Origin of the sequence: Micromonospora sp. CA-248089, from assembly GCF_050948515.1 — a bacterium.
Lineage (GTDB): Bacteria > Actinomycetota > Actinomycetes > Mycobacteriales > Micromonosporaceae > Micromonospora.
Map to the genome: position 1 here is coordinate 814,886 of NZ_CP192016.1, position 23,045 is coordinate 837,930.

The following is a 23,045-nucleotide window of genomic DNA, read 5'->3' on the forward strand; positions in this document are numbered from 1 at the left end:
CAGCGACGGATGTCACCGGGGCGAGCCGGTGCCGGGTGCGAGGGAGGTGAGCGGCGAAATGGCGGATCGTGACGAGCCGACCGGAGCGTTGGTCCGGCCGTACGCCGTTACCCGCGGTCGTACCCGTCCCCGGCTCGACATCGCCCTGGAGGCACTCGTCGAGACGACGGTGCGCGGCCGAGCGGTTGCCACTGGCAATGGTGGCCAAGGTCGTGAACACCAGTACATCGCCGCGTTGTGTGACGGACGTGTGCAGTCGCTCGCCGAAATCGCGGCGCGGATGCAGCTTCCGCTCGGCGTGGCCCGGGTGCTCATCGCCGACATGGCGACGGACGGCCTGGTCGCGGTCCACGAGCCGACCATTTTGGACGACTCCGACGACGCGGTGGGCACTGAACTGCTGGAGAGGGTGCTGAGTGGACTTCGCAGGCTCTGACATGTCGCACCGGCCGCCGGCCCAGAGCGGCCGCGTGACGTCGGCGAAGATCGTTATCGCCGGTGGGTTCGGCGTCGGCAAGACGACGCTGGTCGGTTCGGTCTCGGAGATCACGCCGCTGACCACCGAGGCGATCATGACCTCCGCCGGTGTCGGCGTCGACGACACCCGGCAGGTGCCGGGCAAGACGACGACCACGGTGGCGATGGACTTCGGTCGTATCTCGATCGACCGGGATCTGATCCTGTACCTGTTCGGTACGCCGGGTCAGACGCGGTTCTGGTTCATGTGGGACGAGTTGGTCCGGGGTGCGATCGGCGCTGTGGTGCTGGTCGACACGCGGCGGCTCGCCGACTGCTTCGCCGCCATCGACTTCTTCGAGCACCGGCGGCTGCCGTACCTGGTGGCCATCAACTGCTTCGACGGCATGCAGTACCACGATCCGCAGGACGTCCGGGACGCGCTGGCGATCTCCCGCGACGTGCCGGTGGTGCCGTGCGACGCCCGTAACCGGGAGTCCACGAAGCACGTGCTGATCTCGCTTGTCGAGTACGTGCTCACCATGCGGCGCTCGCGGGCCGTCGCGCCCGCCTGACCGACGCGCGGAAGCGCCCGGCGGCCTCAGGGCCACCGGGCGCTTCCTGCCGTCCGGGGTCGGACACGTTGCGCGATCGTCCGGTGACCCTCCACGTGGGACGGTCACCGGACGGCGCTCGAGGTCAGGCGTACCGGGTCCAGGTGCCCCGGAACACCTGGTAGACGGCGAGCGAGTCGGGCTCCATGCCGCCGTGCCGGTCGGCGCGGAACGCGTACCCGCCGGCGATGCCCTCGACTGTCTGCGCCTGCAGGAGGGCCCGCAGCCGGCCCCGGTCCAGGCTCGTCGCCATCCGCGCCGACGTGGCGAGGTGCTGGAGCGCGTCCGAGGCGTACGGGGCGAAGTCCGGGCTGACGCCGTGCCGCTGCGTGTAGCGGTTGACGAAGTCACGGCGGGCCAGCTGCGCCGTCGTGGTGGCGGTGGCCCCGGAGACGTCCAGACAGGCCGGATGAACCGCGTACGCGCCTTCCACGGCGTCGGCGTTCGCCCCCTGCACGGTGTCGTCGGCGACCGCGCCCGCGTCGAAGAAGATCGGGCCGCGGTGGCCCGCCGCGCGCAACTCCCGCGCCGCGGCACCGGAGTCGGGTGCGGTACCCCAGACCACCACGCCGTCCCGCTCGCCGCCCGCGACCCGCTCGGCGGCGGCACGGAAGCGCCGGCCGGTCGCCGGCAGGCGTACCGTGCGGGCCAGGTCGACGCTGCTCTCGGTGAGCGCCTCCCGCATCGCCCGTACGCCCGAGTCGCCGTGCAGCCCGGTGGCCGCCAGCACGGACACCCGGCGGATCCGCTTCGACTCGAACAGCTCCACGAGGCGACGCGCCATGTCCACGGCGTCGGGGGTGAGCTTGTAGGTGAACGTGCGCTCGTCCAGCGGCGCCACGATGCGGTCACCGTAGCCGAGGGACAGGAAGGGCGTCTTGACCCGCTGGGCGGCAGCGGCGAGGGCCACCGAGGTCTCGCTGAGCACACCGCCGATGAGGGCCTGCGCGCCGGCCCGGGTGAGATCGGCGGCATGGCGGGCGGCGACCTCGGGATTGCTGCCGTTGTCCAGGATCTGGAGCCGGACGGACCGGACCAGGTTCCCGACCGGTACGCCGGTGCGGTTGAGCGAGTCGGCGGTGAGTTCCAGGGCACGTCGCTGGGCGACGCCGAGCAGCGCCCCGGCACCGGTCAGCTCGAGGCTCGCGCCGACGGTCAGGTCCTGGTCGCTCGGCGCGCTGCTGGACGGGCCGTCGTCGGGCCGCTGGCCCTGCGGCGCGCACCCGGCGAGCAGCAGGCTACCGGCAGCGGCAGCGAGGACGCCCCGCCGGGTGAGCACAGTGGAGTCGAACGCCGGTGTCGCCAATGGAATCGCCTTCCCACCCCGGCGAACAGGCGCCGCCGCTGGTCCGCCGGGTATGTTCCCGGCCGGTCCAGCCCAGCGTCAAATCGCCCCGGTGTGGGATGAAACACCCCGTCGAGCCCCGGTCAGGAGCGGTAGCCCGCCGAGCGGTACTCGTACTCCCGGTCGTCGTCGCGGTCGCCGGTGTCGCGGGTGAAGTCCCAGCCGCCGGCCGCCTCGCGGCCCGGGCGGCCACCCACGGCGAAGCCGCCGATCTCCTGGCCGCGCCGCCAGCCGCGGAAGTAGCCGGTGGTGTTCTCGGCGAGGCTCGCCGCGTTCCGGACGATCCGCAGTGGCCGCTCCTCGCGCAGCGGGGAGCCCGGCACCAGGTTGGCCTGCGGCACGCGCTTCGGCAGGCCGGCCTTGGTCTCCGCGCCCACGGACGGGCGGGCCGCCTGCTCGGCCGCCTGCCAGCCGGTGTCGGCGGTGCTCGACCACTCCAGGTCGGCCTCGTCGCCGTGCCCGACGAACCAGGCGGACTTCGCCTGCGCGAAGATCAGCAGGTCGCCGTCACCCTCGTCGGAGACGGGCGGCGGACGGTGCTCCTTCGGGGCGGGCCGCCGCTCGGGTGCGGCGGGAAGCGGGACGCGACCCGGGTCGCCCTGGTCGACCAGGCGCAGCGGGGGCGTCTCCAGGCCGGGGTCGGCCGGTCGGCTCATCTCGTCGCGCAGTGCCCGGTCGGCGAGCGGCGGCGGCTCCACGAGCCGCAGCATCGGCGGCTCCTGCGGCAGGTCGTCGGCGAGCCACGGCGGGGTGACGCGGCCGGGGTCGCTCGGCGCGTCCACGCCCCGCCCGTACGAGTAGGTGGTGCCCTCCCGCTCCCGCGCGCTGTCGTCCTCGTTGTTCACCAGCGGCCAGTTCGCGCGGGAGCCCGGCGGCGCCTCCGGCGCGGGCGGGCGCGGGGCCGGCACCGGGATGCTCAGGTCGGTGGCGCTGAATCCACCGGTGGGCGCTTCCTGGTGCGGGTTCTGGTTGGTCTTCGGGCGGGGCGGGATGACGGTGCGCTGCCGCTCGGCCCGCGCCTTGTTGATCGCCGCGGTGGTGAGCGTCGGGCGGAACGGCTCGCCGGCCTCGGCCGGCGGCACGGCGCCGCGCGGGGACGGGGCGATCGGCGTGATCCCGGGTGGCGGCGGTGGCGGCGCGGAGATCGGCCGGTTGGTGGGGCCGTCCACCCGCGACGGCAGCGGTGCGCCGGTCGGTTCGGGCCGGGCCGGGGGAACCGATCCCGGGCGGCCCAGTGCTGCCGCCGGAGCGGCGGGCGTGACCGGGGCCGGGGCGACCGGCGGCGGCGTGACGGGCGCGGGCGCGACAGGAGGCGGGCCGAGCGGCCGGGGCGTCGTCGTGGCGGCCGGACCGGACACCGGCTCCGGACGGCTGCGTCGTCCACCGGGGACCGGCTCGGGAAGGCCGCGACGGCCGGCCGGCTCGGGTGCGCCGGCTGGTTCGGGTGCGCCGGCCGGTTCGGGACGGCCGCGGTACGGCTCCGGCGGGATCGACCGCACCGGACGCAGGTCGGCCGCGGGCGTCGAGGCCAGCTCGTCGACCTGCTCGCCCCGCCGCGCGGCGGCCCGGCGGCCGGTCGCGGGGGCGGGAGAGGTGCGCTCGGCGAGCGCGCCGACGAGCGCGTCACAGCCGGCGTCACAGGTCCGCACCGAGGCGACGGCCTGCCGGACGGTCTCGGCGACGGCTGCGGTGAGCGTGCGGTTGACGGTGGCCCGCCGGGGCGTCTCGGAGATGGCGACCCGGAGCGCGGTCACCGCGTCGGAGACGGCGTCGGCGTCGGCCACCCCCTCGCCGGACAGCTGCGCGACCACGGCGTCGGCGGCCAGTGCGCCGTCCCGGCCGCCACGGCCCGCGGGACCGGTGAGCATGCCCGGCTCGGGCAGCGCGTCGAGCACCGCCAGGGCGACCCGGTCGGCGGGGTCCGGGTACGCGCGCAGCGCGGCCGGGTAGAGCTCGCGGAGCACCTCGCGCAGCGTCACCGCGGCGGAGTGCCGGCCGCTTGCCAGCGCCGCGTGCGCGGCCAGGACCTGCGTGTATCCGGCGAGTTCACGCGGCGCCGGGAGGGTCACCGCGGAGAGCGCGCCGGCCTGGAGCGCACGGGCCAGCCCGACCGCGCGGCGCTCGGCGGGCGGGGACTGCATCTCCTCCAGGGAGTCGTCGTCGGCGAAGCGCTCGGCGAAGTCGTCGACCGAGTCGTCGTCAGCGATCGCCAGCGGCCGGCCGGCGGCGCTCAGCAGAGAGGTGACGATGTGGTCGTCGCTGTCGGCGGCGATGGCCGCGCCGCTCGGACCGCCGGACCGTTCCACCAGCAGCGCGACCAGCCGGGCGTAACCGGCGGGATCGTCACCGATCTCGCAGACGTGCAGCAGACGGCCTGCGTCGTCGACCACAGCGGACGTCAGCGTCGTTCCGGCCGAAGCCGTTCGGTCGGCCGGATCTGCCGAGGCCAGACCGCAGTACACGCGCACGAGCGCCACGGCGTCGTCCTCCTCCCGGGACACAGGTCTTGCACTGCCAGAGACTGATGCTCCCCGCTCTGGGTCAGTCGCGCCAGTCCACAACCGCAGAGATCTTGCCGACAATGGTGCGCCAACCGAGACTTGCGGTTTGTGCCCCGATTTTCTTCAGGCGGCGACGGCCCAGGAAACCACCGACACCCCCGTTGACGGAAGCCCGCAGCGCCTCGTCCAGGTCGTCCAGGCTGGAGCCGGCCGAGAGCATGTCCAGCACGGCGGGTAGCCGCAGGGCGTACGCCAGGTCACGGGCGATCTCACCGGCTTCGATGAGCAGCTGGTGATCCCACGCGTCGTGGCCGCCACGCAGGTTCTCCACCACCAGGTCGAGCTCGTACGTGTCCTCGTCCAGCGGGGCGATGTCGGCCGGTTCCAGCCGTTCGGACAGTTCGTTCCAACTGTCCAGCTGGGACAGGTCGTTGGGCGCACCGGAACGGATGAAAGTGACCAATGACTCAGGGGTCTTGAACAGCAGGAGCCGGCCCTTGTGGGTGAGGAAGACAGGTACCTCCTCGTCGCCCGCCTCGTCCTCGTCCTCGTCGTCCTCGGCTTCGTCGTCCTCGGCCTTGTCGTCGTCCGAGGCGTCGGCCTTGTCCTTGCGGCGGGACTTGGCGTCCTTCTCCTCGTCCTCGTCGTCCTCCTCGGCGGAGAGGGCGGCGAACTCCTCGTCGAGGATCACCACCTCCTCGTCCTCCTCGGTCTCGACGACCTGGCGGCGGGCCAGGAACGGGTCGTCCTGGTCGCGCTCGGCGACGTCGGTCGGGGTCAGCTCGCGCGCCGACCGGTAGGCCCGCAGCGTGAAGCCGGTGCCGGCGGGCAGGGCGATCTCCACCGGGTCGATCCGCACCTCTTCCCAGAGCGCGCGGTCGGCCGGCGGGCGGTCCTCCTCGACCTCGTCGGCCGCGGCGGCGGCGTCGGTGTCGTCGAGCTCGGGCTCGTCGGCGTCGGGCCGTTGGGGCGACTGGCGGGCCACGCTGACCTCCGTGTGCGTTCGGGTTGCCCACCCGGCGGCGTCGCGCTGCCGAGTGACTCTGCGCACATACCCTAGTGGGCGACCGTTCCGACCGGGAGTCGCACCCCATGGCGTCGCGGCGGCACGACAAGTAGCGTTGCTACCTATGAAGGCGCAGGCGCTGCACGGACACCTGGACGCGCTGCTGCTCGCCGTGCTGGAACGGGGCGCGCTGCACGGCTACGCGATCATCGAGGCGTTGCGTGCCCGCAGCGGCGGCACGCTGGATCTGCCCACCGGCACCATCTATCCGGCGCTGCGCCGGCTGGAGCGGGCCGGGCTGGTGGCGAGCACGTGGAGCACGGTGAACGGCCGGGAGCGCCGGACCTACGAGCTGACCGACGCCGGTGGCCGGGCGCTGGCGGGGGAGCGGGCCGGCTGGCGCGAGTTCAGCGCCACAGTCGGCCGGTTCCTCGGGGCGGACGAACCGCCCACCGCCCCGGCCTGACGGTGCCCGGCCGCTCAGGCGGCCAGCCGCCGCTCGGCGAGCACCCAGCAGCGGGCCGCCCGGGCCAGCGCGAACCAGGCCGCGGAGACCACCACCATGCCGATGATCATCGGAGGCCAGGTGAGCGCGGCGTCCCACAGCCCGATCGACCAGCCGAACAGCGCGCCGCCGGCGACCGCGCCGAGCAGCAGGCTGCCGGTCAGACCGAAACCGATCAGCCGGGCCGAGCGGGCGAGCCGGGGCGACCCCCACCGGGCGGCGAGCGGGCCGACCAGCAGCGCGGCCAGCGCCAGCGTGGCGACCACGACCCAGATGACGTCCAGCCCGGCGGAGAGCAGCAGGTAGCTCTGCGGCGGCGGGGGACCGCCGCTCCAGCTCGACCCCTGCCAGGTCAGGTCACCGGCGGCGATCAGCGGCACCGAGATCAGGAGCGTGCGCAGCGCCAGCCCGCGCAGCGCCCCGGTGGCCAGCTCGGCCTGGAATTCCGGCACGAGCTGCCGGTCACTGCCGAATTCGGCGACCGCCCGCCGCTCCGCCTCCGCGCGCGGCAGGCCCCCTTCCCGGTACGCCTCGACGGCGTCCTCCAGCGCGTGCCGCGCCTCGGTCAGCAGGTCGGTCTTGAGCCGGTTAGGCCCGTGCAGCCGCGTGGACAACTCGTGCAGCCGCTGGTCGACCACTGCCTCCTCATGCACCCGCATGCGCCCAGCCTGCCACCGGAGGGCGACGGCCGCGTCAGGGAAAACCCCGATCGGCCGGGTGTCAGGGCGTGATCGCCAGGTAGCCGCGCTCGGCCGCCTCCTGGCGCAGCCACTGCTCCCGGTACCAGCCGGGTCGTGCCACCAGCTCGTCGTGCCGGCCGCGCTGCGCGATCCGGCCGTCCTCGAGCACCACGATCTCGTCCAGTCCGGCCAGGCCGCTGAGCCGGTGGCTGATCAGCAGCACCGAGTGCCCGGCCGGGGTGGCGGCGAGCGTGGAGTCCAGCACCGCGTCGGCGGCCGCCGGGTCGAGCCCTTCGGTCGGCTCGTCGAGCACCAGCACCGGCGGGGCGGCCAGCAGCGCCCGGGCCAGCGCGAGCCGCTGCCGTTGCCCGCCGGAGAGCTGCCCGCCCTGCTCGCCGACCACCGTGTCCCAGCCGTCGGGCTGCTCGCGTACCCAGTCGAGCAGGCCGGCCGCCCGGGTCGCGGCGACCAGATCCGCCTCGGTGGCGTCCGGCCGGCCGAGGAGCAGGTTCTCCTTGACTGTGGCGTGGAAGACGTACGCCTCGGCGAGCAGGCCGCCGACCACCCGGGGCAGATGCTCGGCCGGGATCTCGGACACCGGCACGCCGCCGACGGTGACCTGGCCGGTGTCGGGGCGTACCGCGCCGGTGAGCACGGCGGCGAGGGTGCTCTTGCCGGCGCCGCTCGGCCCGACCACCGCCACCCGGCGGCCGGCCGGCAGGTCGAGGTCGAACCCGGTCAGGGCGGGGGCGGCGCCGGCCCGGTAGCGGACCGTCACGTCGGTGAACCGCACGTCGTGGCCGTCGAGCGCGGGCTCCGGCGCGGTCCGCGGCGTCGCCGTGGCGGGCTCGGTGAGCAGGTCCGCGACCCGGGCCAGCCCGGCCCGCAACTGGGTGCGCTGACGGGCCGCCGCGACCAGCGCGAGGGCCACCTCCACGGCGGCGAGCGAGCCGACCGCGAGGACGCCGACGAGCACGCCGCCGACGTCGGCGCGCAGCGCGACGGCCACGACGGCGGCGGCGGTGAGGCCGGCCACGAGGACGCCGAGCGCGTCCACCGCGAAGCCGGTCGCGGCGAGCCGGCGTTCCAGGCGGGCCAGCCGTCCGGCCCGCTCGTCGGCGGCGGCGAGCGCGGCGCCGGTGGCCCCGAACGCGGCCAGGTCGGCGGCGCCGTGGGTGAGGTCGACAGCGTCCACGGCGAGCGCGCCGCGCAGCGGGGCCACCTCGTCGGCGGCGCGGCGGGTGATCCGGGAGGCGAGCGCGGGCAGCGCCACGCCTGCCACGAGCAGGCCGATCGCGAGCATGCCGGCGGCCGGCGGTGAGATCAGCGCGGCGACGCCGACGGCGAGCACGCTGACCAGCGCCGCCGCCGCTCCCGGCACCAGGACGCGCAGGAGCAGGTCCTGGGCCGCCTCCACGTCGGAGACCAGCCGGCTCAGCGCGTCCCCGGTACGGCGGCCGGTCTCGCGCCGGGCGGCGAGCGTGGCGAAGACGCGGGCCCGTACGTCGGTGATCATGCGCAGGACGGCGTCGTGCCCGGCGAGCCGTTCGGTGTACCGGAACACGCCCCGGCTGACGGCCAGCGCCCGGACGGCGACGATGGCCACCGTCAGCCGGTCCAGCGGCGGCCGGCCGGCGGCGCTCATCAGCAGCCAGGTGGCGGTGGCCATCAGCGCCAGGCCGGCGAACTCGGTAGCGGCGGCGAGCAGCCCGGCGCCGAGCAGCCGGTTCAGGTACGGCCGGGCCAGGCGCAGCACCGCGCGTTCCGCGCCGGGGATCATCGGGGCACCGCCGGGCCGGTGGCGGTCGGGTGCAGTTCGGTGACGCGGCCGTCCTCGACGCGCAGGATCCGGTCGGCGTCGGCGAGCAGCGCGGGCCGGTGCGCGACGAGCAGTGCGGTACGCCCGGCGACCAGCCGCCGCGTCGCATCAAGCACCACTGCCTCGCTGGCGCTGTCCAGCCGCGCGGTCGGCTCGTCGAGCAGCACGATCGGCGCGTCCCGCAGGAACGCGCGAGCCAGCGCGACGCGTTGCCGCTGCCCGCTGGACAGGCCGTGGCCGCGTTCGCCGAGGCGGGTGTCCAGCCCGTCGGGCAGGGCGCCCACCACCTCGTCCAGCGCGGCGCCGGTGACCGCGGCGGCGAGCGTGGCATCCGGGGTGTCCGGTGCGCCGAGGCGGATGTTGTCGGCGAGCGACCCGGCGAACAGGTGCGCCCGCTGCGGAACCCAGGCCAGCTCGCGCCGCCAGGCGTCGAGGTCGACCCCGGCCAGGTCCACCCCGTCGACGGTGATCCGGCCGGATGTCGGGGCGACGAAGCCGAGCAGCAGGTTGAGCAGCGTGCTCTTGCCCGCGCCGCTGGGCCCGATGATCGCCACCCGGTCGCCGGGCCGGACGGTCAGCGTGACGTCGCGCAGCGCCGTGGTCCGGTCGTACGCGACTGTGACGCCCTCGAAGCGGATCTCGCTGCGGCCGCCCGGCGCCGGATGGCGCGGCTCGGTGGTGGCGGGCGCGTCGGCCGCCGACAGCGTGAGCGCCTCGTCCAGCGCGGTTAGGCCTTCCATGCTGGCGTGGAACCGGCTGCCCGCGGCCCGCAGCGGCAGGTACGCCTCCGGGGTGAGCAGCAGCACCAGCAGCGCGGTGGAGAGCGTGATGCCGCCGCCGAGCAGCCGGATGCCGATCGGCACCGCGACCAGCGCGACGGAGAGCGTGGCGACCAGTTCCAGCACCAGCGCGGACAGGAACGCGATCCGCAGCGTCTTCATGGTGGCCTGGCGGTGGCCGTCGGCCATCCGGCGTACCACGTCGACCTGCCCCCGGGACCGACCGAACGCGCGCAGCGTGGGCAGCCCGGCCACCATGTCGAGGAAGTGCCCGCCGAGCAGCGACAGCCGTCGCCACTGCCGCTCGGTGGCGGCCTGCGCCTGCCAGCCGAGCAGCGCGCCGAAGATCGGGATGAGCGGGATGGTCAGCGCGATGATCAGCGCCGAGCTCCAGTCGGCGAACACGATCCGGGCGAGCACCGCCACCGGCACCGTGACGCTGAGCACGAGCTGCGGCAGGTAGCCGGTGAAGTAGGGGTCGAGCGCGTCCAGGCCGCGCCCGGCCAGCGTGGCGAGCTGCCCGGCCCGCTGCCCGGCGACCCAGGTGGGGCCGTGCCGGCCGACCGCGCCGAGCAGGTCGGCGCGCAACGCCGCCTTGACCGTCGCGGCGGCCCGCGCCGCCACGGTGCCCTGCGCCCAGCTCACCAGCGCCCGCCCGGCCACCGCCGCCACGAACCCGGCCAGTGCCGGCCGGTGCAGCCGGCCGTCGAACGCCGTGGCGAGCAGCGTCGCCAGCGCGGTGGCCTGCGCGATCACCAGCAGCGCGGTGAGCCCGCCCAGCACCGCGAGCACGGCGAGGTCGCGCCGGGCCGCGGGGACCCGACGCAGCAGACGCGGGTCGAACGGGCGGCGGTTCACCAGTACACCGGTGCCCTGCCGTCGATCCGTCCCCGGAACACCCACCAGCACATTGCCTGAAAGCCTAGTAGGGCCGGCAGGAGCGGTAGCGCGAGCCATCCCAACAGGGCCAGCGTCGGACGGCTCGCGGCCGCCTCGGCCACCGTCAGCGACGCCGCCGGGTCGGCGGTGGAGACCAGGATCCGGGGCCAGAGCGCGGCCCCGATCAGCGGCGCGGGCAGCGCCAGCGCGGTCGCGGTCGCCACGAAGGCCACCCCGGCCCGGCCCCGCCGCAGCGCCGCGCGGGCCGCCAGCAGCGCCGCCACGAGCGCCAACGGCAGGAGTACGGCCACAGCCGGTCGCGCCACGGCGGCGCGTACCCGATCGGAGAGCAGGCCCAGGACGGTGGCCGAGCCGACCGCGACCAGTGCGGCGGGCACCAGGCCGCTCGCCAGCCGGGCGAGTGCCGGGGCGTCGGCGGCCGGCAGCCGGAGCGTGAGGAACGTCGCACCGTGCACCGCGACCAGCGCGAGCAGGGCCAGCGCGGCGGCGGCGACGAACGGGGTGGCGAGATGACCGACACCGACCACGTGCCCGTCCGCGCTCAAGGGCACGCCCTGGAGCACTCCGCCGAGCACCGCGCCCCAGCCCAGCGCGGCGAGCATGCCGCCGGCCACCACCACCCGGTCCCAACCGGCGCGAGCGGTGGCGGAGGCCGGGCGGCTGCGCAACTGCACCCCGGCGGTCACCAGGACCACACCGGCCAGCGCGGCGAGCACCGCCGGGTAGAAGCCGGAGAGCAGTTCGCCCTCCAGCCGGGGGAACGCGCCGAACAGGATGCCGACGGCGGCGACCAGCCAGACCTCGTTGCCGAGGAAGAACGGCCCGAGCGCGGTGAGCGTGGCGCGGCTTCCCGGTCTCGGGCCGCGCCGGGCCAGCAGCAGGCCGACGCCGTAGTCGTAGCCACCGAGCACGAGGTAGGTGGCGAAGAAGAGGCCGAGCAGGGCGTACCAGGCGAGTTCCACGGCGGGCTCCCTCAGACGAGCACGGGCTGGTGGGGGGCGTCGGTGTCGGGCGCGGGCGGGCGGCCGAGGGCGGGGTCGTGCGCGCCGCGTGCGGCGTGCCGGGCCATGAGCGTCCAGTTGGTCACCGCGAGCGCGCCGAGCAGGAGGCTGAACCCGATCAGCGAGGCGAGCATCAGCCCGGGCGAGACCGGCGAGACGGCCTGCGCGGTGGGCAGCAGCCCGTACGCGGCCCAGGGCTGGCGGCCGACCTCGCGGGCGATCCAGCCGAGCAGCATCGCCACGAAGGGCAGCGGCAGGCCGAGCAGGATCAGCCAGAGGGGGACCTTCAACCGAATGATCCAGTCCCGCCAGAGCAGCGGCAGCAGGAGCCAGAGGGTGCCCAGCGCGAAGCCGATCAGGATCATGAAGCCGAGACCGACGTTGGAGAGCACCGGCGGATCCCAGTCGCCGGGGCCGAACCGTGCGGTCCAGTCGGCGACGAGCGCGTCCCGGTCCGGCCCGCCGCCGAACTTGGTCGGCTGGACCTGCGCGACCGGCCCGAACTGGGCGAAGCCGAAGCCCTGGAGCAGGGTGACCGAGAGCGCCGCGGTGACCAGGCCGAGCCGCAGCGAGGTGCGGAACAGCGCGTAGTCGGGCGTACGCCGCAGCAGGTGCCAGGCGCTCACCGCGGCCATCAGCAGGCCGCCGGTGACCAGGCTCGCCGAGATCACGTGGCCGAACGCCATGCCGAACGTGGGATTGGTGAGCAGCGCGCCGAAGTCGGTGAGGTGGGCGACGCCGTCGCGGACCTCGTACCCGACCGGGTTCTGCAGCCAGGCGTTCGCCACCATGATCCAGAACGCCGAGGCGTACGCGGTGATCGCCACGCCCCAGAGCAGCGCCAGGTGCACGCCGCGCCGCAGCCGGTGCCATCCGAAGATCCACATGCCGAGGAACGTGGACTCCAGGAAGAACGCCACCAGCGTCTCGATGGCCAGCGGCGCGCCGAACACGTTCCCGACGTAGCGCGACAGCCCGCTCCAGTTCAGGCCGAACTGGAACTCCATCACGATGCCGGTGGCGATGCCGAGCACGTAATTGATCACGTAGAGCTGGCCCCAGAACCGGGTCAGCCGCTCGTACACCGGCTTGCCGGTCAGGTAGCCGGCCGTCTGCAGGCCGACCAGGAGCGTGACCAGGCCGAGCGTGACCGCCACGAACAGGAAGTGGATCGAGGTGGTGGTGGCGAACTGGAGGCGGGCGAGGAGCAGCGGGTCCACTGTGTCCCCCATGGGTTGGCTCGCTTGTCGTAGTCAACCTACACGTAGTCTCGCTACCTATACCGGCGCGCGAACCCGGAGAAGTCCCTTAGGGGGCGGCGGATCAGCTCAGGAACAGGGCGAACGGCAGCGAGACGAGCGTGCCGGCGACCGCCAGCGCCATCGCGCTCCGCACCCGCGGCGGGCGGCCCGCGACGAGCAGCCGCTGCACGCGTACGTCGAGATCGCGGTCACCGAGTCCGAGCGTGCCGGCCGGCTGCACCCGGTGCTCGGCGGCGGCGAACCGGCGCAGCGCACCGGCCAGCGGCGCGTCCGCGTGCAACTCGCGGGCCTTGTCGTCGGCGCGCATCTCGACCAGCAGCGCCACCCGCGCGTGCGCGTCCCGCACCCACCGGAACCAGGGCAGCGCCCGGCACAGCGCGGTGAACGGCAGCAGCACCAGATCGTGCCGCTCCTGGGCGTGCGCCCGCTCGTGGGTGAGCACCGCCGCCAGTTCGGCCGGGTCGAGCAGGTCGAGCGTGCCCGCGCTCACCACCACCCGGGGACGCACCCCGGGCAGGCAGTACGCCGCGGCGCTCGGGTGGTCGAGCACCAGCGCGCCGGGCACCGTCGGGTCCCGCCGGGCCACCAGGTGCAGCAGCTCCCGGTGCCGGCGCTGGGCGCGTACCGCGCCGTGCAGGCTGCGTACCGTCGTGGTGAGCAGCACCGCGCCGATGCCGAGACCGACGCCGACCAGGCTGAGGTGCACCGCGCCCACCCCGGCGGGCAGCGTGCCGTGGGCCAGGTCGTCGACCAGGGCCAGCAGCGCGTACCCGGTCGCCCGGTCGTACGCGTCGAGCCCCAGCGCCATCGGCAGCCCCATGGCGGACAGGCCGAGCGCCAGCCCGACCGCCTGCCAGCAGATGATCGCCACCCGGGGCGCCCGCCAGGTCCAGCGCGCGGCGGCGAGGACCTGCGCGGTCAGCCAGCAGGCCAGGATGATCGCGGCGAAGTGCAGGGCGTACGCCACGGCAGCCGCCCTACCGGTCCGTCGCCTCGTCGAGCGCCGGCCGCCCGGCCCGCGGGTCCTCGACCCGGCCGGTCGGCCCGTCCTCAACTGTCGCCCCCGCCTCGGCGCCGAGCGCGGCGCGGAGCACGTCCGCCTCCGTGCCGGTCACCGAGCGGGCGAAGCGCACGAGCGCGGCGTCCCGGCTGCCGCCGAGATCGAGGGCTTCGAGCATGAGCTGGGCGATGTGCGCCTCGCGGGTGGCGGCCGGGCGGTAACGCCAGGCGCGCCCCTCCCGCTCGCGCTGCACCATGCCCTTGCCGGCGAGCCGGTCGAGCACGGTCATCACCGTCGTGTACGCGAGTTCCCGGCCGTCCAGGGCGTCGGCGACCTCGCGCACCGTCACGCCGCCCGACGAGGCGGGCGCCGCGTCCCACAGCACGTCCATCACCGCACGCTCAAGGTCCCCCAGCCGAGTCACCCGTCAATCCTACCCCCGGTAGTAGATCCCCTTCGACCCCCGGGGACCGCCCGGGTCAGACGCCCTTCGGGTGCCAGACCGTCTTGGTCTCCAGCAGCGTGGTCATCCGGGTGATGCCGGGATCGGCGTACCAGTCGTGGTCGGCCGGGGCCGGCCGCAGCACCCGCTTGAGGTTCTCCGCCGCCTTGACCTCCAGGTCGGCCGCCAGGTCGGCGTCGGCGACACCGGTCAGGTCGATCGCGTTGACGTCCATGTGCGCGGCGAGCGTCGGCACGGTCTCGGTCAGCCGGCCGGTGAGGATGTTCACCACCCCGCCGGGCAGGTCGGAGGTGGCGAGCACCTCGGCGAGCGTCACCGCCGCCAGCGGCGCCGCCGGGGACGCGGCCACCACCACCGTGTTGCCGGTGACGATCGCCGGGGCGACCACGCTCACCAGGCCGAGCAGCGCGGGCTCCTCGGGGGCCACGACCGCGACCACGCCCGTGGGCTCCGGCGCGGACAGGTTGAAGTACGGGCCGGCCACCGGGTTCGCGCCGCCGTACACCTGGGCGACCTTGTCGGACCAGCCCGCGTACCAGACCCAGCGGTCGATCGCCGCGTCCACCTCGTCGGCCGGGACGCCCAGGGCGACGAACTGATCGCGCCGGCCCTCCAGCATCTCGGCGACCCGGTAGAGGATCTGACCCCTGTTGTACGCGGTCGCCCCGGCCCAGCCCTTCACCGCGCCGCGGGCGGCCACGACCGCGTCCCGCGCGTCCTTCCGGGAGGCAAGAGACACGTTCGCCGATTGCACGAGATACGACCGTCCCGACTCGCTGCGCGGGAACTTCCCGCCGATGAAGAGCTTGTACGTCTTGCGTACCGCGACCCGCTCAGACATTGAGGTACCCCTCCAGCCCGTGCCGGCCGCCCTCGCGACCGTAGCCCGACTCCTTGTAGCCGCCGAACGGCGACGTCGGGTCGAACTTGTTGAACGTGTTGGCCCACACCACGCCCGCGCGCAGCCGGTCGGCCAGCCACAGGATCCGGGAACCCTTGTCGGTCCAGATCCCGGCCGACAGCCCGTACGGCGTGTTGTTTGCCTTCTCGACGGCCTCCGCCGGGGTGCGGAACGTCAGCACGGACAGCACCGGGCCGAAGATCTCCTCGCGGGCGATCCGGTGGGCCTGGGTGACGCCGGTGAAGATGGTCGGCGCGAACCAGAAGCCGCGCTCGGGCAGCTCGCACGGCGGCGACCAGCGCTCCGCGCCCTCGGCGGACCCGGCGTCGGACAGCTCCCGGATGCGGGTCAGCTGCTCGGCCGAGTTGATCGCGCCGATGTCGGTGTTCTTGTCCAGCGGGTCACCGACCCGCAGCTGGGCCATCCGGCGCTTCAGCGACTCCAGCACCCGGTCGGCCACCGACTCCTGGACCAGCAGCCGGGAACCGGCGCAGCAGACGTGCCCCTGGTTGAAGAAGATGCCGTTGACGATGCCCTCGACGGCCTGGTCGATCGGTGCGTCGTCGAAGACGATGTTCGCGGCCTTGCCGCCCAGCTCCAGCGTCAGCTTCTTGCGGGTGCCCGCGACCGAGCGGGCGATGGCCCGGCCCACCTCGGTGGAGCCGGTGAACGCGACCTTGTCCACGCCCGGGTGCTCGACCAGCGCCCGGCCGGTGTCGCCGGCGCCGGTGACGATGTTCACCACACCGGCGGGCAGGTCGGCCTGCTGGCAGACCTCGGCGAACAGCAGCGCGGTGAGCGGAGTGGTCTCGGCCGGCTTGAGCACCACCGTGTTGCCGGCGGCCAGCGCCGGGGCGATCTTCCACGCCAGCATGAGCAGCGGGAAGTTCCACGGGATGACCTGCGCCGCCACGCCGAGAGGCTTCGGGTCCGGCCCGAAGCCCGCGTGGGGGAGCTTGTCCGCCCAGCCCGCGTAGTAGAAGAAGTGCGCGGCGACCAGCGGCAGGTCGACGTCGCGGGACTCCTTGATCGGCTTGCCGTTGTCAAGCGACTCCAGCACCGCCAGCTCACGCGAGCGCTCCTGGATGATCCGGGCGATCCGGAACAGGTACTTGGCCCGGTCCCGGCCCGGCATCGGACCCCAGACCTTCTCGTACGCGCTGCGGGCGGCGCGGACCGCGCGGTCCACGTCCTCGGCGCCGGCCTCGGCGATCTCGGCGAGCACCTCCTCGGAGGCCGGGTTCACCGACTTGAAACTGCCGCCGGAGGCCGGGTCGACGAACGCGCCGTCGACGAAGAGCCCGTACGAGGGCTTGATGTCCACCACCGAGCGGGACTCGGGGGCGGGTGCGTATTCGAACATCGCGTTCAGTCCAGGGTGAAGTAGTCGGGGCCGGCGTAGACGCCGGTCGTCAGCTTGGTGCGCTGCATGAGCAGGTCGTTGAGCAGGCTCGACGCGCCGAACCGGAACCAGTCCGGGCTCAGCCAGTCGGCGCCGACGGTCTCGTTGACCATGACCAGGTACTTGATCGCGTCCTTGGTGGTCTTGATGCCACCGGCCGGCTTGACGCCGACCTGACGCCCGGTGGCGGCGCGGAAGTCGCGGACCGCCTCCAGCATCACCAGCGTCACCGGCAGGGTCGCCGCGACCGGGACCTTGCCGGTGGAGGTCTTGATGAAGTCGCCGCCCGCGAGCATGGCGAGCCATGACGCCCGGCGCACGTTGTCGTACGTGGCCAGCTCACCGGTCTCCAGGATGACCTTGAGGTGGGCGTCCCCGCAGGCGTCCTTGGTGGCCACGATCTCGTCGTAGACCTCCTGGTAGCGCCCGGCCAGGAACGCGCCCCGGTTGATCACCATGTCGATCTCGTCCGCGCCCGCCTCGACCGCCGCCCGCACGTCGGCGAGCTTGATCTCCAGCGGGGCCTGACCGGACGGGAACGCTGTGGCCACGCTGGCCAGGTGCACGCCGCTGCCGCGCAGCACCTCGGCCACGTACGGAACCATCGACGGGTAGACGCAGACGGCGCCGACGTGCGGGCAGCTCGGGTCGGCCGGGTCGGGACGCAGCGCCTTGGCGGCCAGCGCCCGCACCTTGCCCGGGGTGTCCGCCCCTTCGAGGGTGGTCAGGTCGACCATCCGGATCGCCAGGTCGATCGCCTCGGCCTTCGCGGTGGTCTTGATGGAGCGGGTGCCGAGTTGTGCCGCCCGCTGCTCCGCGCCGACCTGGTCCACGCCGGGCAGGCCGTGCAGGAAGGTCCGCAGAGCGGTCTCGGATCGTCCCAGCTCGGTGAGGTCCGACCGGGCCGACGTCGTTGTCGCCGTCATGCCCCGAATAGTACGCACCCGCGAGTCGAGTGATCTTGCTCACGAACGAGCGGTCGTGAGCGTCATACGTGAGCGGTGTCGCTGGTCGTACCGCACCCGCCCTGTGCCGGGCCGGCAAACGGTAGGTTGAGCGATCGTGGACGTAACAGTCATTGACCATCCGCTCGCCCAGACGCGGCTGACCGCCATGCGGGACGCCCGGACCGACTCCTCGTCGTTCCGGGCGGCGCTGCGCGAACTCACCACCATGCTGGTGTACGAGGCCGCGCGCTCCTTCCCGGTCGAGAAGTACTCGATCCAGACCCCGGTCACCGCCACCGAAGGCAGCCGGCTGGCGAACCCGCCGCTGCTGGTGCCGGTGCTGCGGGCCGGTCTCGGCATGGCCGACGCCGCGCTCGGCCTGCTGCCCGAGTCGTCGATGGGCTTCGTCGGCCTGGCCCGCGACGAGGAGACGTACGAGCCCCGCGCGTACATGGAGTCCCTGCCGCGCGACCTCGCCGGCCTGCCGGTGCTGGTGCTCGACCCGATGCTCGCCACCGGCGGCTCGCTGGAGCACTGCTGCCGGCTGCTCGCCGACCGCGGCTGCACCGACATCACAGTGCTCTGCGTGCTGGCCGCGCCGGTCGGCATCGAGCGGCTGGAGCGCTCCGGCCTGCCGCTGCGCCTGGTCACCGCCTCGATCGACGAGGGACTGAACGACTCGAAGTTCATCGTTCCCGGCCTGGGTGACGCCGGTGACCGCCAGTTCGGCGGCATGCCCCGCTTCTGAGACCGGTCCGGTGCGGAGGGCCGCCCTCCGCACCGTGAACCGGACCCACCCGGCGAGTCGATGCGCGGGGGTGCGGGGAGGCGCTAGCGTTCCGGGCCATGACTGGTGTTGCGCTCGCCGAGGAGTTGCTGCTCCTCGCGTATGACGACGAAACCGGCAAGGCCACCATGCCGCGGATCAGCCTCGACCTGGGCATGGCCGCCGCGGTGCTGGTCGAGCTGGCCCTGGCCGGACGGATCGCGTACGCGGACGGGAACCTGGCGGTGGTCGACCCGGCCCCGACCGGCGAGCCGATCGCGGACGCCGTACTCGCCAAGATCGCCGCAGAGACACCGCACACGCCGTCGTCGTGGGTGCAGCGGCTGCGGCACGGGCTGCGCGACCGGATCCTCACCGACCTCTGCGGCCGGGGCGTGGTCCGGGACGTGGAGGAGACCGAGCTGGGCTTCATCCACGTGCACCGCTACCCCATGGCGGACCCGACTGTCGAGGCGGACATCCGGCAGCGGCTGGCCGAGGCGCTGACCAGCGGGCAGCTCCCGGACGAGCGGACCGCCGCGCTCGCCACGCTCGTCGCGGTGCTGCGGATGGAACCGGCGCTCGGGCTGACCGGCCCGGCTGCCGAGGACGCCGGCCGGCGCCTGGAGGAGATCGCGGCGGGCGCCGGGTTCTCCGGCACGGTGAGCCTGGACGACAGCGTGGTGCGCCCGTCGATCAGCCTGGTCATCGCCGCGCTGGGCCAGGCCGTCGACGCCGCCCTGGGCAAGCGGTAAGGAAGGGCCCCCTTTTAACGCCTCCGGTAGAGGAAGGGCCCCTTGTTAACGCCAGGCGTTAACAAGGGGCCCTTCCTTACATCCGGGGTCAGAGGCCGAGGGCGGCGGCGATCTCGTTGCGCAGCTCCGTCACCGCGGCCCGCGCGCGCTGCCGGGCCGCCGGCACGTCGCCGCCGGCCACCGGCTCCACCACCTCCAGGTACGCCTTGAGCTTCGGCTCGGTGCCGGACGGCCGGATCACCACCCGGGCGGCGTCGGTACGCAGGATCACCACGTCCGCGTCGGGGAGCAGGTCGGACGCCTCGGTCACCGGCTGTCCGAGCAGCGTGGTCGGGGTGGCCGCCCGGATCCGGGCCATCGAGTCCGCGATCACCCGCAGGTCCTCCACCCGGACCGAGAGCTGCTCGGTGTGGTGCACGCCGAACTCGGCGGCGAGTTCGTCCAGCCGGTCGAGGAGGGTACGGCCCTCGGCCTTGAGACCGGCGGCCAGCTCGGCGACCGTCAGCGCGGCGGTGATGCCGTCCTTGTCGCGTACGTGACCCGGCGCGACGCAGTAGCCGAGCGCCTCCTCGTAGCCGTACACGAGCGGCTCCCGGCCGCCGCCGGCCCGGACGATCCACTTGAACCCGGTGAGCGTCTCGTCGTAGGGCAGACCCCGGGCCGCCGCCATGGCCCGCAGCAGCGCCGACGACACGATCGTGGTGGCGTACAGGCCGGTCACACCGCGCCGCATCAGGTGGTCCGCGAGCAGGGCGCCCACCTCGTCGCCACGCAGCATCCGCCAGGACCCGGCGTCGCGGACGGCCACCGCGCAGCGGTCCGCATCCGGGTCGTTGGCGATGGCGAGGTCCGCTGCGGTGCGGTCGGCGAGCGCGACGAGCAGGTCCACCGCGCCCGGCTCCTCCGGGTTGGGGAAGCTGACGGTCGGGAACGCCGGGTCCGGTTCGGCCTGCTCGGGCACCACGCCGGGCACGCCGAATCCGGCGCGCGCGAACGCGGCGGTCAGCACGGCGGCGCCCACCCCGTGCAGCGGCGTGTACGCCACCTTCAGGTCGCGGGGTCCGGCCGGGTCCACCACGGCGGCGGCCCGCTCGACGTACGCGGCCACCAGGTCGTCGCCGAGCACCTGCCCGGCCGGGCCGAGCGGGACCGCCGCGAGCGGGCCGACCGCCCGGATGGCCGCCTCGATACCGGCGTCGGCGGGCGGCACGATCTGCGCTCCGGCGCCCAGGTCACCGCCGAGTTGCGCGCCCAGGTAGACCTTGTAGCCGTTGTCCTGCGGCGGGTTGTGGCTGGCGGTGACCATCACTCCGGCGACCGCGCCGAGCTGCCGGACCGCGAACGCCAGCACGGGCGTGGGCAGCGGCCGGGGCAGCAGCAGCGCCGGCCGGCCCGCACCGGTGGCCACCTGTGCGGTGCGCTCGGCGAAGGCCAGCGAGCCGTGCCGGGCGTCGTACCCGATCACCAGGGGGCCCTCGCCGCCCTGGGCGGCGAGCCAGCCGACGAGCCCGGCGGCGGCCTGGGTGACCACGGCGAGGTTCATGCCGTTGGGCCCGGCGCGCAGCGGGCCGCGCAGCCCGGCGGTGCCGAAGGTCAGCGGACCGGCGAACCGGTCGGCCAGGTCGGCCGCCGTGCCGGGCAGCCCGTCGAGGACGGCGCGCAGCTCGGCGCGGCCGGCCGGGTCGGGGTCGTCGGCGAGCCAGCGCTCGGCTCGTACGCGAAGGTCGTCAAGGTCAGTGGTTTCCGCCGCCATTGCCTCATGAAAGCACGGCGGCGGATCACCACCGACCGTCGGCCTCGACTCAGTTGGCCGCCGTGAGCTGGAACGAGTCGACCATCGCGTCGAAGATCGGCTTGCTCTCGGCGAATCGCGCGTCGGTCGTGGAGAGGTAGAACGAGTAGACCTTGCCGTCCTTGACCAGGCCCCGCCAGATGCCGTGCCGCATGGTCTCGCCCTCGCCGCAGGTGTATTCGAGCTGGCCCGCGGTCTGGCCGGCGAGTGGCTGCTCGGAGACGGACAACTCGGTGTAGGGGGCCGGGCAGGTCTTGCTGTTCGCGGTCTTGCTCTTCAGGTTCCGCGAGGCGAACTCGGCCCAGCTGATCGAGGTGCCGCCCCACTTCTCGGCGATGACCCGCACCTTGCGGCCCTCGTCCTCCGGGTCGACGTAGTCGACGTAGAGGCCGCCGGTCTGCTGCTGCCAGCCCTTCGGGACCTGGATGGTGACGCCCTTGACGGTCCGCTCCTGCATCTCCGGCGCGGCCGCCGCCGAGGTGGTGGGCAGCGTGCCCACGATCGGCGGCGGCGCGTCGTCGCCGCCGCTGGTCAGCGCGATCACGCTCACCAGCAGCACCACGGCGAGGCCACCGGCGGCGGCGAGCTGGACCTTGCGCGGCCACGCCTTCACCCGGCCGAGCAGGCCCTTGGCGGTGCCGAGCGTGCCGGCACCACCGGCGGCCGGCGCGGTCGCCGGGGTGGTCCACGCCTGGCCGGTGCCGGGCACCGACCACTGGTTGCCGCCGCCGTACACCGGCTGGGTGGCGTCGACGGTGCGGCCGTAGGTGGCGGGTACCGCCTGGGTCGCGTCCGCACCGGCGCCCGCCCCGAGCCGGACCGTGGCGTCCGGCGAGATGCGCTGGGTGGCCTCCGGCGTGCCCGGCCCGGACATCGCGCCGGTCGGGGTGTGCAGCGGGCCGGCCAGCGCGTCGGCGCTGGTCTCGTCGAGCGCGGCGGCACCCGCCGCGGCCTTCTCGGCCTGGGGCCGCTCGCCGCGGCGCAGGGCCGCGAGGCGGTCGGTTAGCGACTCGTCCGGGCCGATCATCGCCCGGCCGCCGATCTGCCCGCTCGGCTTCGGCTCCGCGGCGATCGCCGGCGGCGTGGTCGGGCGCGGCACCGGCACCACCGCGTACGGGTCGGTGACCGAGTTGACGGCGGTGGCGGTGCTGGTCAGCGGCCCGGCGAGCAGCTCACGCAGGTTGGCGCGGGCACGGTGCACGTCCATCCGGCGGGCCGGGTCCTTCTCCAGCAGCCCCATCAGCACGCCGGTGAGCGGGCCGCTGCGCTGCGGTGTGGCGGGCGGGTCCTCGACCACTGCGTGCATGGTCTCGATCGGGTCGCCCTTGTCGAACGGGGGCCGGCCCTCGACCGCCGTGTAGAGCGTCACGCCGAGCGAGAACAGGTCACTCGGCGGCCCGAACTCCTGGCCCATGGCCCGCTCGGGGGAGATGAAGTGCGGCGAGCCGAGCACCATCCCGGGCGTGGTGAGCTGCACGTCGGTGGGCATCCGGGCCACGCCGAAGTCGGTGAGCACGCAGCGGCCGTCGGTGCAGATCAGCACGTTCGCCGGCTTGACGTCGCGGTGCAGCACGCCGATCGCGTGCGCCACCTCCAGCGCGCCGAGCAGCGCGATGCCGATCTTGGCGACGGCGCGCGGCGCGACCGGCCCGTCCTCGATCACCATGTCGGCCAGGCTGCGGGCGTCCAGCAGCTCCATCACGATCCACGGACGGCCACCCTCGGTGACCACGTCGTAGACCTGCACCACTGCCGGGTGCTGGATCGCGGCGGCGGCGCGTGCCTCCCGCAGCGTCCGTTCGTAGAGCGCGTCGCGGTCGCTCGGGGCGAGCCCCGGCGGGAGGACGACCTCCTTGACCGCCACATCACGGCGCAGCAACGTGTCTGTGGCCCGCCAGACCGTGCCCATGCCTCCGTTGCCCACCGGGGAGCGCAGCGAGTAGCGACCACCGATGGTGGTGCCGGGCGCCGCGCGTCCAGTGGGGGGACTGGCCGGTCCGCCGCTCCACGTCGGAATCTGAGTCACAGAAAAGCCACCGGGGGATATCGAGGGGGCTGGGACACAACCCCTCTATCTTGCTGGTTCCGACGCCCGATGCGAAACCCGACGCGGCGGGCGTTTACCTACTCGACGGTATGTGGTCGGTTGTT

General features: G+C 74.2%; 19 protein-coding genes and 1 pseudogene. 5 read left to right on the top strand and 15 right to left on the bottom strand.

Annotated elements, in window-relative coordinates; genetic code table 11:
- Positions 1-58: 58 nt before the first annotated feature.
- Positions 59-436: a DUF742 domain-containing protein gene (locus tag ACQP26_RS04105; RefSeq protein ID WP_091416218.1), complete on the top strand. Its 378-nt coding sequence runs from the start codon at positions 59-61 to the stop codon at positions 434-436.
- Between the two features lies 1 nt (position 437).
- Positions 438-1,031 (top strand): GTP-binding protein, encoded by a 594-nt coding sequence (locus tag ACQP26_RS04110; protein WP_269702284.1) that lies wholly within the window; start codon positions 438-440, stop codon positions 1,029-1,031.
- 124 nt (positions 1,032-1,155) lie between these two features.
- Here ACQP26_RS04110 and ACQP26_RS04115 read toward each other — a convergent pair whose 3' ends face one another.
- From ACQP26_RS04115 to ACQP26_RS04125, 3 genes are all read right to left on the bottom strand, one after another.
- The gene (locus ACQP26_RS04115; protein WP_269702282.1) at positions 1,156-2,376 is read right to left on the bottom strand and encodes an ABC transporter substrate-binding protein; all 1,221 of its coding nucleotides are present in this window, start codon (positions 2,374-2,376) and stop codon (positions 1,156-1,158) included.
- A gap of 122 nt (positions 2,377-2,498) precedes the next feature.
- On the bottom strand, positions 2,499-4,916 hold the full coding sequence (locus tag ACQP26_RS04120; protein WP_269702280.1) for a transposase: 2,418 nt from the start codon (positions 4,914-4,916) through the stop codon (positions 2,499-2,501).
- Positions 4,917-4,956: 40 nt separating this feature from the next.
- On the bottom strand, positions 4,957-5,901 hold the full coding sequence (locus ACQP26_RS04125; protein ID WP_281579039.1) for a DNA primase: 945 nt from the start codon (positions 5,899-5,901) through the stop codon (positions 4,957-4,959).
- Positions 5,902-6,046: 145 nt separating this feature from the next.
- Between ACQP26_RS04125 and ACQP26_RS04130 the strand changes: the two genes are divergently transcribed.
- Positions 6,047-6,388: a PadR family transcriptional regulator gene (locus ACQP26_RS04130; protein WP_013473973.1), complete on the top strand. Its 342-nt coding sequence runs from the start codon at positions 6,047-6,049 to the stop codon at positions 6,386-6,388.
- Positions 6,389-6,402: 14 nt separating this feature from the next.
- Here the strand turns inward: ACQP26_RS04130 and ACQP26_RS04135 are convergent, their stop codons facing one another.
- The 10 genes and pseudogenes from ACQP26_RS04135 to deoC all read right to left on the bottom strand — a co-directional run bounded on the left by ACQP26_RS04135 (position 6,403) and on the right by deoC (position 17,560).
- Positions 6,403-7,086, bottom strand: coding sequence for a permease prefix domain 1-containing protein (locus ACQP26_RS04135; protein WP_433494988.1), 684 nt, complete (start codon positions 7,084-7,086; stop codon positions 6,403-6,405).
- 61 nt (positions 7,087-7,147) lie between these two features.
- Positions 7,148-8,962: pseudogene (gene cydC / locus ACQP26_RS04140) on the bottom strand (thiol reductant ABC exporter subunit CydC); the annotation flags it as partial.
- On the bottom strand, positions 8,884-10,563 hold the full coding sequence (cydD, locus tag ACQP26_RS04145; protein WP_433494989.1) for a thiol reductant ABC exporter subunit CydD: 1,680 nt from the start codon (positions 10,561-10,563) through the stop codon (positions 8,884-8,886). The gene cydD and the pseudogene cydC, both read right to left, overlap by 79 nt.
- Positions 10,560-11,567, bottom strand: a complete 1,008-nt coding sequence (locus ACQP26_RS04150; protein ID WP_433494990.1) for a cytochrome d ubiquinol oxidase subunit II — start codon at positions 11,565-11,567, stop codon at positions 10,560-10,562. The genes cydD and ACQP26_RS04150 overlap by 4 nt, the downstream gene beginning before the upstream one ends.
- A gap of 11 nt (positions 11,568-11,578) precedes the next feature.
- Positions 11,579-12,826, bottom strand: a complete 1,248-nt coding sequence (locus tag ACQP26_RS04155; protein ID WP_332367329.1) for a cytochrome ubiquinol oxidase subunit I — start codon at positions 12,824-12,826, stop codon at positions 11,579-11,581.
- Positions 12,827-12,929: 103 nt separating this feature from the next.
- The gene (locus tag ACQP26_RS04160; protein WP_433494991.1) at positions 12,930-13,835 is read right to left on the bottom strand and encodes a M56 family metallopeptidase; all 906 of its coding nucleotides are present in this window, start codon (positions 13,833-13,835) and stop codon (positions 12,930-12,932) included.
- A 10-nt stretch (positions 13,836-13,845) separates the two neighbouring features.
- On the bottom strand, positions 13,846-14,292 hold the full coding sequence (locus ACQP26_RS04165) for a BlaI/MecI/CopY family transcriptional regulator (RefSeq protein WP_269702267.1): 447 nt from the start codon (positions 14,290-14,292) through the stop codon (positions 13,846-13,848).
- Positions 14,293-14,347: 55 nt separating this feature from the next.
- Complete coding sequence (locus ACQP26_RS04170) at positions 14,348-15,172, bottom strand: aldehyde dehydrogenase family protein (RefSeq protein ID WP_433494992.1); 825 nt, start codon at positions 15,170-15,172, stop codon at positions 14,348-14,350.
- Positions 15,165-16,595: an aldehyde dehydrogenase family protein gene (locus ACQP26_RS04175; protein ID WP_433494993.1), complete on the bottom strand. Its 1,431-nt coding sequence runs from the start codon at positions 16,593-16,595 to the stop codon at positions 15,165-15,167. The genes ACQP26_RS04170 and ACQP26_RS04175 overlap by 8 nt, the downstream gene beginning before the upstream one ends.
- A gap of 5 nt (positions 16,596-16,600) precedes the next feature.
- Positions 16,601-17,560: a deoxyribose-phosphate aldolase gene (gene deoC / locus ACQP26_RS04180; protein ID WP_269702263.1), complete on the bottom strand. Its 960-nt coding sequence runs from the start codon at positions 17,558-17,560 to the stop codon at positions 16,601-16,603.
- A 136-nt stretch (positions 17,561-17,696) separates the two neighbouring features.
- Between deoC and upp the strand changes: the two genes are divergently transcribed.
- Both upp and ACQP26_RS04190 read left to right on the top strand, forming a co-directional pair.
- Positions 17,697-18,329, top strand: coding sequence for a uracil phosphoribosyltransferase (gene upp / locus ACQP26_RS04185; RefSeq protein ID WP_120571672.1), 633 nt, complete (start codon positions 17,697-17,699; stop codon positions 18,327-18,329).
- A 98-nt stretch (positions 18,330-18,427) separates the two neighbouring features.
- Entirely contained in the window at positions 18,428-19,102 is a 675-nt protein-coding gene (locus ACQP26_RS04190; RefSeq protein ID WP_269702262.1) for a GOLPH3/VPS74 family protein, read from the top strand.
- 88 nt (positions 19,103-19,190) lie between these two features.
- Here ACQP26_RS04190 and ACQP26_RS04195 read toward each other — a convergent pair whose 3' ends face one another.
- Entirely contained in the window at positions 19,191-20,855 is a 1,665-nt protein-coding gene (locus ACQP26_RS04195; RefSeq protein ID WP_269702261.1) for a phospho-sugar mutase, read from the bottom strand.
- 49 nt (positions 20,856-20,904) lie between these two features.
- On the bottom strand, positions 20,905-22,920 hold the full coding sequence (locus tag ACQP26_RS04200) for a serine/threonine-protein kinase (RefSeq protein ID WP_269702260.1): 2,016 nt from the start codon (positions 22,918-22,920) through the stop codon (positions 20,905-20,907).
- Positions 22,921-23,045: the final 125 nt, after the last annotated feature.

Excerpts from the sequence above, each read along its gene's own strand:
- ACQP26_RS04105 (WP_091416218.1), top strand. The coding sequence starts at position 59 with ATGGCGGATCGTGACGAGCCGACCGGAGCGTTGGTCCGGCCGTACGCC.
- ACQP26_RS04110 (WP_269702284.1), top strand. The coding sequence starts at position 438 with ATGTCGCACCGGCCGCCGGCCCAGAGCGGCCGCGTGACGTCGGCGAAG.
- ACQP26_RS04130 (WP_013473973.1), top strand. The coding sequence starts at position 6,047 with ATGAAGGCGCAGGCGCTGCACGGACACCTGGACGCGCTGCTGCTCGCC.
- ACQP26_RS04135 (WP_433494988.1), bottom strand. The coding sequence starts at position 7,086 with ATGCGGGTGCATGAGGAGGCAGTGGTCGACCAGCGGCTGCACGAGTTG.
- ACQP26_RS04170 (WP_433494992.1), bottom strand. The coding sequence starts at position 15,172 with ATGTCTGAGCGGGTCGCGGTACGCAAGACGTACAAGCTCTTCATCGGC.
- ACQP26_RS04175 (WP_433494993.1), bottom strand. The coding sequence starts at position 16,595 with ATGTTCGAATACGCACCCGCCCCCGAGTCCCGCTCGGTGGTGGACATC.
- deoC (WP_269702263.1), bottom strand. The coding sequence starts at position 17,560 with ATGACGGCGACAACGACGTCGGCCCGGTCGGACCTCACCGAGCTGGGA.
- ACQP26_RS04190 (WP_269702262.1), top strand. The coding sequence starts at position 18,428 with ATGACTGGTGTTGCGCTCGCCGAGGAGTTGCTGCTCCTCGCGTATGAC.
- ACQP26_RS04195 (WP_269702261.1), bottom strand. The coding sequence starts at position 20,855 with ATGGCGGCGGAAACCACTGACCTTGACGACCTTCGCGTACGAGCCGAG.